This is a genomic window from Lentzea sp. NPDC042327, assembly GCF_040647275.1.
GTDB lineage: Bacteria > Actinomycetota > Actinomycetes > Mycobacteriales > Pseudonocardiaceae > Lentzea.
The window spans coordinates 123,284-136,798 of record NZ_JBEZBX010000014.1; the positions used below are offsets into that span (position 1 = coordinate 123,284).

12 protein-coding genes are annotated in these 13,515 nt (G+C 71.2%); 3 read left to right on the forward strand and 9 right to left on the reverse strand.

Features of this window, described 5'->3' with window-relative positions; translation table 11 throughout:
• Positions 1-12 precede the first annotated feature (12 nt).
• Entirely contained in the window at positions 13-1,242 is a 1,230-nt protein-coding gene (locus AB0A63_RS30625) for a hypothetical protein (protein ID WP_360397232.1), read from the reverse strand.
• 268 nt (positions 1,243-1,510) lie between these two features.
• On the opposite strand from AB0A63_RS30625, the gene AB0A63_RS30630 reads away from it, so the two are divergent.
• Together AB0A63_RS30630 and AB0A63_RS30635 are read left to right on the forward strand one after the other, a co-directional pair.
• Positions 1,511-1,636 (forward strand): hypothetical protein, encoded by a 126-nt coding sequence (locus tag AB0A63_RS30630; protein WP_360397234.1) that lies wholly within the window; start codon positions 1,511-1,513, stop codon positions 1,634-1,636.
• A gap of 157 nt (positions 1,637-1,793) precedes the next feature.
• Complete coding sequence (locus AB0A63_RS30635; protein WP_157529558.1) at positions 1,794-2,297, forward strand: DUF3145 domain-containing protein; 504 nt, start codon at positions 1,794-1,796, stop codon at positions 2,295-2,297.
• A gap of 28 nt (positions 2,298-2,325) precedes the next feature.
• Here AB0A63_RS30635 and AB0A63_RS30640 read toward each other — a convergent pair whose 3' ends face one another.
• From AB0A63_RS30640 to lanKC, 4 genes are all read right to left on the reverse strand, one after another.
• The gene (locus AB0A63_RS30640) at positions 2,326-4,044 is read right to left on the reverse strand and encodes an ABC transporter ATP-binding protein (protein ID WP_360397236.1); all 1,719 of its coding nucleotides are present in this window, start codon (positions 4,042-4,044) and stop codon (positions 2,326-2,328) included.
• Positions 4,044-5,663, reverse strand: coding sequence for an ABC transporter ATP-binding protein (locus AB0A63_RS30645; RefSeq protein WP_360397238.1), 1,620 nt, complete (start codon positions 5,661-5,663; stop codon positions 4,044-4,046). Before AB0A63_RS30645 ends, AB0A63_RS30640 begins: the two co-directional genes overlap by 1 nt.
• A gap of 142 nt (positions 5,664-5,805) precedes the next feature.
• Positions 5,806-5,970, reverse strand: coding sequence for a SapB/AmfS family lanthipeptide (locus tag AB0A63_RS30650; protein ID WP_154697009.1), 165 nt, complete (start codon positions 5,968-5,970; stop codon positions 5,806-5,808).
• A gap of 39 nt (positions 5,971-6,009) precedes the next feature.
• Positions 6,010-8,577 (reverse strand): class III lanthionine synthetase LanKC, encoded by a 2,568-nt coding sequence (gene lanKC, locus AB0A63_RS30655; protein ID WP_360397241.1) that lies wholly within the window; start codon positions 8,575-8,577, stop codon positions 6,010-6,012.
• Between the two features lie 601 nt (positions 8,578-9,178).
• On the opposite strand from lanKC, the gene AB0A63_RS30660 reads away from it, so the two are divergent.
• Complete coding sequence (locus AB0A63_RS30660) at positions 9,179-9,745, forward strand: hypothetical protein (protein ID WP_360397243.1); 567 nt, start codon at positions 9,179-9,181, stop codon at positions 9,743-9,745.
• A gap of 193 nt (positions 9,746-9,938) precedes the next feature.
• Here the strand turns inward: AB0A63_RS30660 and AB0A63_RS30665 are convergent, their stop codons facing one another.
• From AB0A63_RS30665 to AB0A63_RS30680, 4 genes are read right to left on the reverse strand one after another with little or no spacing between them, the layout of a single operon-like run.
• Positions 9,939-11,174 carry a beta-ketoacyl-ACP synthase II gene (locus tag AB0A63_RS30665; protein ID WP_360397245.1) on the reverse strand — a complete coding sequence of 412 codons (1,236 nt, stop codon included), beginning with the start codon at positions 11,172-11,174 and terminating at the stop codon, positions 9,939-9,941.
• Complete coding sequence (locus AB0A63_RS30670; protein WP_360397247.1) at positions 11,171-11,407, reverse strand: acyl carrier protein; 237 nt, start codon at positions 11,405-11,407, stop codon at positions 11,171-11,173. Before AB0A63_RS30670 ends, AB0A63_RS30665 begins: the two co-directional genes overlap by 4 nt.
• A 34-nt stretch (positions 11,408-11,441) precedes the next feature.
• The gene (locus tag AB0A63_RS30675; protein ID WP_360397249.1) at positions 11,442-12,419 is read right to left on the reverse strand and encodes a beta-ketoacyl-ACP synthase III; all 978 of its coding nucleotides are present in this window, start codon (positions 12,417-12,419) and stop codon (positions 11,442-11,444) included.
• Positions 12,416-13,345, reverse strand: coding sequence for an ACP S-malonyltransferase (locus AB0A63_RS30680; RefSeq protein ID WP_360397251.1), 930 nt, complete (start codon positions 13,343-13,345; stop codon positions 12,416-12,418). Before AB0A63_RS30680 ends, AB0A63_RS30675 begins: the two co-directional genes overlap by 4 nt.
• Positions 13,346-13,515 lie beyond the last annotated feature (170 nt).

Genomic DNA, 13,515 nt, shown 5'->3' on the forward strand with positions numbered 1-13,515 from the left:
GCCCTCCACCCTCTACCGGGAGGTGGGCAGCCGCAACGCCTGCTTGGCGATCGGGTCGAGCGCGGCGTCGCCGGCCCCGCCGGACCACACCACGAACGCCAGCTGGACGTGGCTGCCCTTCACGCCGCTCGCGAACGTCGCGTTCGCCAGCGGGTTGCCGTCCGGCGCGTTCACGCCACCGGAGCCGGGGGCCGCCACGATCGCGTGGAACGCCTTGGCGCTGGGGGCGTCCATCACGTCGAGGTCCGCGACCAGCACGGACGCCTTGCGGCCGTTGACGGTCGTCTCGTAGGTGGCGCGCTGGACCCGGCCGCACTCGTTCGCCACCAGCCAGGCCTTGACGTCGCCGAACGCCTGCGCAGCGCAGTCCTCGTCCTGCTGGGCGTCTCGGGGGACGAACGTCGTGCCGTCCACGACCACCGTCGTCGGGCCGGGCGGCGGCGTCTCCGTGGCACCGACCTGCGGGTCACCGCCGGGCAGCGCCACGACCAGCCACACGAGCAGGACCAGCACGAGCAGACCGGCGCCCGCGAGGTGGGGCCAGCGCAGCTTGACCGGCCCGCGCCTGCCCACCGGCGGTCGCACGCCGATCTTCGGGATCAGCATGGTGCTGGCGGAGGCCAGGTCGGGGGAGACGGCGTCGGAGAAGCCCTCGCCCAGCAGCGACGCGGTGTCCGGCGGCGTGCCGGTGGTCTGCAGGACGGCGAGCAGCTTGGCCGCGTGCTCGGCCGAGCACGGCACCGCCGACGTGGCCAGCTCACGTGCCGCGGTGAGCAAAGTGGACGGTTTGGGGTGCAGCACCCGCACACCGCGGTTGAGGTCCGCGGAGGGTTGCACGACCTGGCTCACGAACGGGCCGACCGCGACGACCGTGCTCACCGGCAGCGGTTCGGCGCGCATGGCCTGCAACCGCTGGGCCACCGCCGTCGCCGCCGCCACGGCCTCGGTCGCCGGGTTCGGCATGCCGTCCTGGCTGACCAGCGGCCAGCCGTCGATCGTCCACGTCCCGCCGAGCGGGGCCTCCAGCTTCACGGCGGGGTCGGGCAGGTCCACGCCCACGATCACCAGCACGCCCTTGGGCAACACCACGACCGCGTCCAGCGGCACCGGGCAGTCGGGGGGCTGCACGCCGGTCAACGCGACCCCGCCGAGCACCTCCGTGCCCGCGCCGCACGCGGTGAGGGCAGCGCGGACGTCCGCCCCGATGGCCGAGGGTTCAGCGCCCAGACGGATCAACCGCACGAGTCCCCACCTTTCCGCACGGGGGCACACCGTAGCGCTCCGGGGTCGTTCACCTGCGGCCAGTCGAGACGTTGCGTGACACCCGTCACCGGAAAGTGGATCACTCGTTGGATGGATTGTCTGCCTATGTTCACGGAGGGTCCATTTGCAGCCGTGCTGCGCTGCTCGCCGTGGTGCCCGTGGCCGCCGCCTCCCCTGTCGCGGCGGCCACGACAGGTCGTCGGCAACTCCTGGGCCGTCCGGTGGCGGGGCGTTCGACCCTGGCCCGGTGACGGTCAAGCCGCAGCACGGTCCCGCCCTGCTCGACCTGGGCACGTCCACCACGATCGTCGCCGCGGTAAACGCGCTGGAGATCACGATCACGCATCGCTCGGCAGGGGAGATCGGGACTTAAGACCTGTATCTGACCCGGTCGGGTGATGATCGAGCTGGTTCTTATGGCGGACATGCCTCAAGTCGAGGCAGAATGCAGCGAACGGGTTCCACGGTGATCACCTCACTCGGCAAAGGCGTAGGGGAAGACGTCCCTCGTCGAGTAGCGGAGGTCAGCAGTGAGCACCCGTGGCAGCACCAGTGGCGTGGTCTACGTCCACTCGTCGCCGTCTGCGGTCTGTCCGCACGTCGAGTGGGCGATCTCGGGCACCCTTGGCGAACGAGTGGACCTCAGGTGGGCAGCGCAACCCGCGGCACCAGGACAGTTGCGCGCTGAATGTGCGTGGGCCGGTGACGCCGGTACCGGCGCGAAACTCGTTGCTGCGCTGCGCGCGTGGCCGATGCTCCGTTTCGAGGTGACCGAGGAACCGTCCCCAGGTCAGGACGGAGAGCGCTTCTGCTTCGCGCCCGTGCTGGGGTTGTGGCACGCGCGCACTTCGGCGAACGGCGACATCGTCGTGAACGAGGACCAGCTGCGTGCGCTGGCCGCACGCTCCCGCGGCGGTGAGTCCTTCGCGCACGGTGTCGACGAGCTCCTCGGCGCGGCGTGGGACGACGCGCTGGAACCGTTCCGCCGTGCCGGCGACGGCGCGCCGGTCACGTGGCTGCACCGCGTCGGGTGAGCGCCCGGCCAGTCCTGAGTGGACCCCGCTACCGGTTGGGCAGCGGGGTTCGCTCGTGGTGGGTGGGGTCCCAGGCGAGCATCAGCCTGCCGTAGGTCGGCGAGGTCTCCAGCAGCTGCTCGTGCGTGCCCAGAAGAGGCGCGCCACCGTCCATGACCAGCACCCGGTCCGCCCGCAACGCCGAGCTCAGCCGGTGTGCGATCACCACGAGGACGCCTTTCCTGGCCGCGAACGCGCGCTCCACCCGCGCCTCCGCCGCCGGGTCCAGGTGCGAGGTCGCCTCGTCGAGGATCACCACCGCCGCCGGCGTCGCGTGGACCCGTGCCAGCGCGAGCAGCTGCGCCTCTCCGGCGGACAGCCCTTCGCCCGCGTGGCCCAGCCGTGCGTCCAGACCGCCCAGCCGGTCAAGAAGTGGTTTGGCCCCAACGCTTTTCACCGCCGCGAGGAGCTCGGCGTCGGTGGCCTGCGGCGCCAGCAGGGCGAGGTTCTCGCGCACGGTCCCGGTGAACAGGTAGGTCTCCTGCGGGATCAGCGCGATCGCCTGGTGCCGGACCGACGGCACCACCCGGTCCACCGGCCGCCCGCCGAACAGCACCTCGCCCCGGTCCGGTGGCATCAGACCGGTGAGCAGACCGGCCACAGTGGACTTGCCGATGCCCGACGGCCCGACGACGGCCAGGTGGTCGCCCGGTCCGATGCACAGGTTCAGGTCCTTCACCACCGGCACGGCGTCCGGGCTCCAGCCGAACGTGACGTCTCTGAGGGTGAACTCGCAGCTGACGGGCACCTCCACGCCGTCGTCGCCGGTCTGCCGCGGCGCCGCCTCCTGAAGTCGTTTGAGTGCGACCATCAGCCGCATCACGACGGTGCTCGTGGTGCGGGCCAGGCCGTGCAGCGCCGGGTTGACGCTGTTGGTCAGGTAGACGACCGCCGCCAGCACCGCGCCGGTGGTGAGCTGACCGGACGCCACCAGCGGCGGTGCGAACGCGACGAGCAGCACGACCGGTGCGAAGCCGCCGAGAGCGATCACGGTGGCCCGCAGGGCGTTCGCCCAGGCCACCGCGACCGTCGCCGCCGCCTGCTCGTCGACCTGCGCCCGGACGTCCGCGAACGCCTCCTGCTCGGCCCGGCACGCGGCGACGTCGCGCAGCCCGGTGAGCACCCCGCCGGTCGCCTCCGCGGTGCGTTCCTCGGCCATGACCGCGTTGCGCTGCCGTTTCGCCAGTGACGGCAGCAGGAACCCGAACAGCACCAGCGCAGCGACGATCGGCAGGACGACGAGCCAGACCAGCGCGGCCGCGGTCGTGGCGAGCCCGACGAGCGCGGCGACCGTGGTGACCAGCAGCGCGCGGGCCTGCACGAGCACGCCGGCGGTGGCGTCGCGGACCACCTCGACGTGACGGGTGATCATCGCGACGGCGCTGGCGTCCGGGGTGCGGCGGTGCGTCCGGTTGTTCAGCACGCCCTTGACGACCTGCGTGACCAGGGCGTCGCGCATGGGCTCGACGACATCGCCGAGCCGGGCGAACACCTGGCGCTGACCGAGCGCGCCGGCGACGGCGAGCGCGGCGAACGCGAGCAGCCACAGCAGCCCGGCCACCGGGCGGCCCGCGGCGAACCCGCTGTCCACGGCGGTGCCGACGAGCTTGCCGCCGAAGAACGCCGGGATGCCCTCCAGTGCGGACCAGGCGAGCAGGACGAGCACGCCGCGGCGGTGCCCGGCCAGCGTGGAGAGGTAGAAGCGCATCACTCGCCCCCGGTGAACACGGCGCGGTACTCCTGGTCGTCCCACAGCTCCTGGTGGGTGCCGGTCGCGCGCACCCGGCCGTTCTCCAGCCACACCACCAGGTCCGCGCGGGCCGCCGTCGCCGGCCGGTGCGTGACGACGACGCGGGTGCGGCCGGGCAGCGCGGTGGTGAGCGCGTCGTCCACCCTGGCCTCGGTGACGGTGTCCAGGCTGGCGGTCGCGTCGTCCAGCACGAGCACCTCGGGATCGCGCACGATCGCACGCGCCAGGCCTATCCGCTGCGCCTCACCGCCGGACAGCGGGGCGTCGGCGACCGGCGTCTCATACCCGTGAGGCAGCCGCACCAGCACGTCGTGCACCTGGGCGGCGACGGCGGCGGCGCGGACCCGCGCCTCGTCCGCGTCCGTTCCGTAGGCGATCGAACGACCGATCGTGGTGCCCAGCAAGGCGGGTCGCTCGAAGGCGTACCCGACGCCACCGGACCGCGCGACCTCACCGGAGTCCACTGGGGACAGTCCGCCGAGCACGGCGGCCAGCGCGGACTTGCCCGCGCCGGAGCTGCCCACGACCGCGCAGAACGCGCCGGCCGGGACGACGAGGTCGACGTCGTGGAGCGCGCCGTCGACGCTGACACCGCGCAGTTCGAGTGCCCCGCCGAGGGGGGCGCGGGCGAAGGGGCGGTGCGGTGGCGGGGTGTCGAGCACCTCGGCGATCCGGCCGGCGGAGGCGCGGGTGCGTTCCAGCACGGTGAGCTGGGTGATCTGGCCGACGATCCCCATGCCCAGCGCGGCGTAGCCGAGGGCGGCGAGCACGTCACCTGCGCTCAGCCTGCCCTGCAGCACCCCGAACCCGGCGGCCGCGAGCACCGCGACCTCCACGGCGGGCAGCAGGAGCCCGGCTCGCCACATCATCCTGGCCTGGGTGCGCCACATCCCGGCGCCCGCCGCGGCGAGCCGGGGGAGCGGCTGCAGCACGCGGCGCGTCTCGCGGTCGGCGAGACCGGCGGCGGAGATCGTGCGCAGGCCGGACACGGAGTCGAGCAGCCGGGCCGAGACCTCGCCGGAGACCTCCTGGTAGGTCAGCACGTCGTCGGCGGTGAGGCGCAGGTGGGTGCGGATCAGCAGGCCCGCCAGCGGGGCGCTGACCAGGAACACCGCGGCGAGCCGCCAGTCCAGCAGCGCCAGCGCGACGACCGAGCCCACCGACGACACGACGCTGACGAGCAGGCCGATGACCGTGACGGCGACACCGCCCGCGTTGCCGCAGTCGCCCGTGACGCGGCTGACGGCGTCGCCGTGGGCGAACGGCGCGGGGTGACCGATCGTGAGCAGCTGCCGGGACAGCCGGTGGCGCAACCACGCGGTGCCGCGGGCGGTGATGCTCGCCGCGAGCACGATCCCGATCGCGTCGCCGACGATCTCGACCGCGGCCAGCACCAGCAGGAACAGGATCGTCGCGAGCACGAACCGCCCGCCCAGCGCCATGTCGACGGCACCGGCCAGCGCGGCCGGCAGCAGCAGACCGGCGGCGGTGGTGACTGCGGCGTTGAGGAGCAGCAGCCACGGCCGGTAGTCGCGCTTGACGGTGGAGAACAGCAGAGCGTCACCGGGTTTGGTCATCGCTGTTCCTCCCGAGGGCGTCAGGGCGCATCATGAGCGAGGGCCCGACAGCTGGCCGGCTGCCGGGCCCTGCAGGTGGCGGATGAGCGGCATACTTCGCCTATGCCGCTCATCGGCCGGGGTAGCTCAGTTGTGGAACAGCTCAGCAGGCCAGCAGGCTGACGGTGCTGTGCGAGCAGGGGAGCAGCAGCGAGGCGTTGGACGCGGTGGTCGAACCGCCGCCACCGCCGCCGGAGCCGCCGCCCGCCAGCACGTTGGCCGGCGCCTCGGGGGTCTCGAGGTCCTGCATGTCGAGGATGAAGCCCATGACGGTCTCCTTGCTAAGAGGGATCTTGCTGGATCACTGCTACCGGTCCGCGAGGACCGGGGTCTGTGCCCTCCCCAGGAAGGGGAGGGGAGCGCGGCCATCCACAGTGGACGCGATGGCGAGCAGGACGCCCGCACCGCCGGTGGTGAGGTCCATCGACATCCGGCGCAGCTGCACACCGGGGAACGCGAGCCCGCCGCCGAAGCGCACGGCGTGCCAGCCCAGTGCCCGCAGGTGCTGCCGGATCGAGCGCTCGTACCGCTCGTCCGGGCGGTGGCGCGTCGCGTGGGCGAGGGTGGCCAGCTGACCGGCCCTGCCCAGCGTCAACGCCGGTTGGATGACGAACTCGCTGGTGCAGGCGTCGAGCAGGCCGGGGAGCTGCTCGACGCACGGGCGTTCCGGTGCGATGGCGGCGAGCTCGGTGAGCACGAGCGCGATGCCCGCACCGCCGATGCCGACGTAGGGCAGCGACCGGAAGTTGCCGTCCCGCACCTGCAGCGAACCGTCGAGCGCGACCATCGTCTCCGCCAGGTCGCGTTCGAGCGCCTGCTCGGCGAGGTCGAGCCAGCGGTGTTCGCCGGTGCGGTCGAACATCCGCAGGAAGAACAGCGCCGGACCGGACCAGCCGTGCAGCAGTCCCGCCCGCGCCTTGCCACCGGGACCCGGTGCGTCGGCGAGCTGCCGCGCGAGCCGTTCGGCCAGCACCTCGGCCTGCTCCGCGAAACCGTGGTCGTGCCGGGAGTCGGCGAAGTGCAGCAGGTTGAGCCCGATGCCGGACAGGCCGGCGCTCAGCCCGTGGTCCTGCGTGGTCGCGACGAGCGGCGCGTAGCTCTCGACCAGCTCGGCCGCGAGGTCGTGGTGGCCGAAGTTCTCCAGCACGTGGGCGATGCCGTGCGCGCCGACGTAGAACCCGGGCTGCTTGGGCGGTTCCCTGCGGACCGACGCGATCAGCCAGTCCTCGTGCTCGGGGTACCGGCCCTCGCCGCTCACGTCGAGCGCGTGCAGCACACCCGCCGCGCCGTAGGCGAACCCGGCTCCGCCGACCTCGAACTGCTCGATGTCGCCGGGGAACAGCCGGTCCTTCCGCTGCGGGGTGGCGCTGTGCAGGATCGCGGTCACGATCTCCTTGCGCACCAGCGTCCAGTCCGGTTCCTCGTCGTCGAACGCGGTGAACGCCGGATCCGCCGGCGGGTCGACCCGCGGCCGGAGGACGTCGACGATGCCCCGGCAGTACTCGTCGTCGAGCCCGAAGCGGTCCCGCACCACCCGCACGTGCTGGTCGAGCTTCGCGGGTGAGAGCTCCAGAACCGCGTTGAGCGGCAGGAAGATCCACAGCTTGAGCGCGGCCAGCGGGTAGGCGTCGATGTCGAAGCCGTCGCGGTCGGCCGGTGCCTGGAAGCCGGGGGCCCCGAGCGTCGGCCGGTGCAGGTCCTCGATCGTCGACGACAGCTCGAAGTCGATCAGCGAGACCTCGTCGTCCTCGTCGACCAGGACGTTCATGGTGTGCAGGTCGCCGAAGACGACGCCGCGTTCGTGCACCCGCGCCACCAGGTCCTCGACCTTGCGCACGAGGGAGAGCGCGCGGTCCCGGTAGGCGGTGACCTTCTCATCGCCGGCTTCCTTGTGCGTCAACGGGTAGTTCATCCCCAGCCACTGGCCGAGCGACCGGCCTGGCATGAACTCCATGGCGACGAACAGGTGCTCCCACTCGGTGAAGCGGTCGTACACCGCGGGAACGCCCCGCACGCCGGCGAGCCGGGTGAGCACCTCGTACTCGCGCTCCAGCCGTGCCACCGCGTCGCGCCCCTCGCGGTCGAGCCCGGCGTGCGGCCGCGCCTCCTTGAGGACGACCTCCCTGCCGTCGCTCTTGCGGGTCGCGAGGTACACGCCGCCACCGTTGGAGAAGTGCAGCGAGCTCTTGATCCGGTAGGGGAACTTCTCCGGGTCACCGGCGTTGCGCTCCGCGAGGTGCGGCGCCAGGAACTCCGGCAGCTCCACCCACTCCGGCAGGCTGAACACCGGCTTGCGCTGGTCGGCCACGAGCTCGCCGTCCGGCCCCTCGATCGCGAGCACCTGCTGCCCGTCGACCTCGAGCCACTGCTCGGAGAACCCGCCGTAGCGCACGTACAGCGGCCCCTTGCCGTAGCGCAGGTCGCTGAGGATGTACGCGCCGTGCTGCCCGTCGAGCACTGCGGCGAGCTCGGTCAGGACCTGCTGCAGCTGCTCCGTGCTCGTCGGGTAGATCGTGATGAGCTTGCCGCTGCCCTCACGGGGCGCGTACTTCGAGTTGCGCGCCAGCACGATCGAGACGGTCTGCAGGTACTTGAACGGGATCCGCCGCTCGACGCAGTAGTCGAAGGTCGCCTTGAGCACCGCGGTCGCGTTGTCCAGGCCGGCCGAGACGTGGATCTTCCACCCCTGCTTCGGCAGCTGCACCCCGTGCGGGTGCAGGTGCCGCCAGACGTTGCGCTCGGCCTGCACCCAGCCATCCGGAAGAGCGGGCAGCTGGTGCGCGAAGTCATCGCCCGGGAGGCCGCTTTCGGTGCTGCTCTGCAGATCGTAGAACCGTCGATCCGCGAAGCAGAACGCCTCGTATCTGAGATCCACCGAATTACCTCCCTCACTGTTTCGCAATTCCGTTGACGCCGCATATTCCCGCACATTTTCGAAGCTATGGCCAATCCGCCATTGGGGGCATATGGGTAACCCGTTCGTGTCCGAAAGACCCGGGGTTACCGGCGCGTATGTTGCTCAGAGTAAAGAGGTTTGGAGCCAGATCACCCGGTTGAGAGGTTTCTGATCGATGAGTCAGCTTCGCTTGCTGGGCACCTCGCTAAACGGCACCAGCGCGTTCTTTTAATTGCGAGGCGCCGACCTGCGGTATTCCACACGGTTCGCGACGTATAGTTAGGGGTGGGCAACGGTCGGACACGGCCCGTGTCCCTTGGGCTGTCCGGGTGAAGCCGAAAATCGCGACATATGCGCGTTTGATACGGCCGAATGGCGGTAGGGTTACCCCCGAAGGAACTCATTCGGAGTATGGGATTGGTCATCAGCTTTTTATGTGCCAATCATTGTCTTGCCACATGCAACCGCTGATCACGACACAATCTCAACTTTTCGAGTGAATCTTTCTTTCCGGTGTAACGGAGCACCGGGTGCGTGCGGCACGGGACCACCCCCGGTGCGCGGGGTCTAGGCTTCCCTGGTGGGGAGCGCAGCGAGTCGCTGGCTGGTGCCGGCCGTCGTGGTGATCACCGGTGCGGCCGTCGCGGCCGGAATGGTGGGCAGGGCCGTGTACCTGCGCCCCGCGGAGGCCTCGGGAGAACCCGCCGTCGCCTCCTCCGCAGGGCAGCTGCCCGGATCGCCGGAGGTGCGGCTCAGCGCGGACTCGTTCACCCACCCCGACCGCCAGCAGGTGCAGTCGGTGCTGCAGCGGTACTTCGACGCCATCAACGCCCGCGACTTCCGGGCCTGGTCGGCCGCGGTGTCCTCCCGCCGCGCGTCCCAGGCGGTCGAGGAGACGTGGCGGGCCGCCTACGAGACCACCCGCGACGGTGGTGTGGTCGTGCAGCGCATCGAGTCCGACGTGGTCGGGCGGCGGGTGCGGGCGCTCATCTCGTTCGTGTCCACGCAGGACGTCGCCAAGGCCCCCGTCGCGTTGCCGGAGGGGTGCATCCGGTGGCGGGTCGTGTACGTGGTGGTGCGGGAGGGCGGGGAATGGCGGGTGGACGAGGCCCCGGAGAACCGGACGCCGCAGATGGAGCGGTGCTAGCGGCTCGTCGCCGACCTCCACCGTTCGAGGGTTCCCGCTGACTCGGCCGCCCGACGGCTCCCGCCGGCCCGGCAACACGTCCGCGAGTGCCACCGGCTCGCGCTTGCCCACCCACCGGCCGCCACTGGCCTAAGCCGAGAAACGGCAGCGCCCCGGTCGCCGAAGCGGACCGGGGCGCTGCGCACAGCGGGAACTAGACCGAGGTGAAGGCCAGTGCCACGTTGTGACCGCCGAAGCCGAACGAGTCGTTCACGGCAGCGTCGAGCTTGATCTTGCGGGGCTCACCGGCCACCACGTCCAGCGTGACCGCGGGGTCCAGGTTCTCCAGGTTCAGCGTCTGGGGAACGATGCCGTCGCGGATCGACAGGACGGTGATGATCGCCTCCACCGCGCCCGCCGCGCCCAGCAGGTGCCCGAGGGCGCCCTTCGGGGCGGTGAGGACCGGGTGGTCGCCGATGGCCTTGCGGACGGCCACGGTCTCCGCCACGTCGCCCACCGGGGTGGAGGTGGCGTGGCAGTTCACGTGACCGACGTCGGACGGGTCGATGCCGCCGGACCGCAGGGATGCGGCGATGGCACGCGACTGACCGACGCCCTCGGGGTCGGGGGCGGTGATGTGGTAGCCGTCGGCGGAGGTGCCGATGCCCGCCAGGCGGCCGTAGATCTTGGCGCCGCGGGCCTCGGCGAACTCGCGCCGTTCCAGGACCATGACGCCCGCGCCCTCGCCGAGGACGAAGCCGTCGCGGGCCGTGTCGAACGGGCGCGAGGCCTTCTCCGGCTCGTCGTTGCGGGTGCTCATGGTGCGGGCCTGGGAGAAGCCGGCCACCGGGATGGCGGTGATGCAGGCTTCCGCGCCGCCCGCCACGACCACGTCGGCTTCGCCGGCCTTGATCATGCGGTAGGCCCAGGCGATGGCTTCCGCCCCGGACGCGCAGGCCGAGACCGGTGCGTGCACGCCCGCCTGCGCCTTGAGCTCCAGGCCCACGTGCGCGGCCGGGCCGTTCGGCATCAGCATCGGGACGGTCAGCGGCGACACCTTGCGCAGGCCGTGCTGCTCCAGGAGGTCGTCCTGGGTCAGGAGGGTGATCGCGCCGCCGATGCCCGTGCCGATGATGACGGCGAGGCGCTCGCGGTCGACGGTGTCGTCGTCGTGGCCCGCGTCGGCCCACGCCTGGCGCGAGGCGACGATGGCCACCTGCTCCGAACGGTCCAGGCGCCGCGCCTCGACGCGGGGCAGGACCTCGGTGGGGTCGACGACGAGCTGCGACGCGATCTTCACCGGCAGGTCGTACTTCTCGACCCAGTCGTGGGTCATGGGGCTGACCCCGGACCTGCCTGCCAGCAACGCGTCCCAGGTGGACGTCACGTCACCACCGAGCGGGGTGGTGGCACCCAGCCCGGTGATGACGACGTCGATGTTCGAACTCATGCGTTCTTGGTGATGTAATCCACCGCATCACCAACGGTCTTGAGGTTCGCCAGCTCGTCGTCCGGGATCTTCACACCGAACTTGTCCTCGGCCTGGACGGCGATCTCGACCATCGACAGCGAGTCGATGTCGAGGTCGTCCACGAAGGACTTGTCAGCGGTGACGTCGTCGGCGGCCACACCGGCGACCTCTTCGACGATCTCGGCAAGACCGGTCAGGACGTTGTCGCTCACTGAAGTTCCCTTTCGATTGACACACTCTGGAAAATCACGGGCACCGGACCACCTGTCCCGCGTAGGACAGTCCTGCGCCGAACCCGACCATCAGCACCACGTCTCCGCTGGAGATCTCGCCCGCCGACCGCATGTGGTCCAGTGCCATGGGGATCGAGGCCGAGGAGGTGTTACCGGATTCGACGATGTCTCGAGCGACCTTCAGGTCCTCGCGCGCACCATTCTTGCGCAGGCGCTTGGCGATCGCTTCGATGATCCTGAGGTTCGCCTGGTGCGGGACGAACACGTCCACGTCGGACAGTTCGACACCCGCCAGTTCGGCTGCGCGGATCGCCACCGGGGCGACCTGCGTCGTCGCCCACCGGAAGACCGCCTGGCCCTCCTGGTGGATGAACGAGTCGCGGTCGTCGATCCTGATGACCTCGGACATGGAACCGTCCGAGCCCCAGGCGACGGGGCCGATCTCGTTCGCGTCACCGGCGCCGACCACGACGGCACCTGCGCCGTCCGCGAAGATGATCGCGGTCGAGCGGTCGTCCTGGTGGGTCCAGTCGGTGAGCTTCTCCGCGCCGATGACGAGGATGTTGCGCACGGTGCCGGCGCGGACGATGTCCGCCGCGGTCGCGACGGCGTAGCAGAAGCCCGCGCACGCGGCGTTGAGGTCGAACGCGGCCGCTGCCTGGATGCCGATCCTCGTGGCGACCTGGGCGGCGGCGTTCGGGATGGTCGACGGCATGGTGCACGTCGCCACGATCACGCCGCCGATGTCCTCCGGCGTCAGGCCCGCGTCCTCGATCGCCTTGGTGCCCGCGATGACGGACATGTCGACGACGCCCTCGTCCTTCGCCGCGACCCGGCGGTTGGCGATGCCGACGCGCTCGCGGATCCACTCGTCGGAGGTGTCCATGCGCTGGGCGAGGTCGTGGTTGCTCACCACGGTCTCCGGCTGGTAGCTGCCGAGACCGAGGATGCGGCTGCCCGCGGCAGCCCGCGGGGCCTCGAAGGTCGTCACTGAGTCTCTCCCGCGGTGACGAAGAGCTCAGCGACCTTCTCCAGCTGGTCGGGCGTCTTCAGGGCGAGGGTGGCGGTGCCCTTCATCGCACGCTTGGCCAGACCCGTGAGCGCGCCGGCCGGCGGCAGCTCGACGGAACCGGTGACGCCCTTCTCGACGAGGGTGGCCTGGCAGACGTCCCAGCGCACCGGGCTGGTGACCTGGGACACCAGGCGGCGCAGCACCTCGGCGCCCTCGGTGACGACGGCGCCGTCCTTGTTGGACAGCAGCGGCAGCGACGGGTCCTGCGTGACGACTTCGGCGGCACGGGCGCGCACGGCCTCTTCGGCGGGCGCCATGTACCGGGTGTGGAACGCGCCCGCGACGGCCAGCTTGCGGACCTTCGACGTGCTCGGCGGGTTCTCCGCGAGCTCGTCCAGCGCGGTCCGCGGACCGGCGGCGACGATCTGGCCCGCGCCGTTGCGGTTGGCGGGCACGAGACCGAGCTCCTCCAGGCGGGCGAGGACCTCCGGCTCGTCGCCGCCGAGCACCGCGGCCATGCCGGTCGGCTCCAGCGCGCACGCCTCGGCCATCGCACGACCGCGCACGGCGGCCAAGGCGACGGCGTCGTCGGCGCTGATCACGCCGGCCATCGACGCGGCGGCCAGCTCGCCGACCGAGTGGCCCGCGACGACGACGTCGGCGGGCAGTTCGAGGCGGCGGCGCAGCTCACCGAACGCGAGCAGCGCGAGCGCCACGACCAGCGGCTGGGTGATGGCGGTGTCGACGATCTCCTCGGCCTCCGCGGTGGTGCCGAGCCGCACCAGGTCGAGACCGGTGAGGTCCGACCACGTCCGCACCTGCTTCTCCGCCCCCTCCAGTTCGAGCCAGGGGGTGAGCATGCCGGGCGTCTGGGACCCTTGGCCGGGCGCGAGGAGTGCGATCACGTCGATTACTAAAGCCGGTCGCCCCGCCGGCGCCCCATGCCGGAAAGGACGAAGTACGGCGATCGTATTTGTAGAGACCCTACAAAAGTGTCCTCGCGATGCGCCGGGCGTGACGTCACCGCAGCTCAGCGGGGTACCAGGTCGTTTGGCCCTCACTCCACCGGATGTGT

Bases quoted from the DNA above. Each gene is read 5' to 3' on its own strand.
- AB0A63_RS30665 (WP_360397245.1), bottom strand. From the start codon at position 11,174: ATGAGTTCGAACATCGACGTCGTCATCACCGGGCTGGGTGCCACCACC.
- AB0A63_RS30650 (WP_154697009.1), bottom strand. From the start codon at position 5,970: ATGGGCTTCATCCTCGACATGCAGGACCTCGAGACCCCCGAGGCGCCG.
- AB0A63_RS30640 (WP_360397236.1), bottom strand. From the start codon at position 4,044: ATGCGCTTCTACCTCTCCACGCTGGCCGGGCACCGCCGCGGCGTGCTC.
- AB0A63_RS30645 (WP_360397238.1), bottom strand. From the start codon at position 5,663: ATGACCAAACCCGGTGACGCTCTGCTGTTCTCCACCGTCAAGCGCGAC.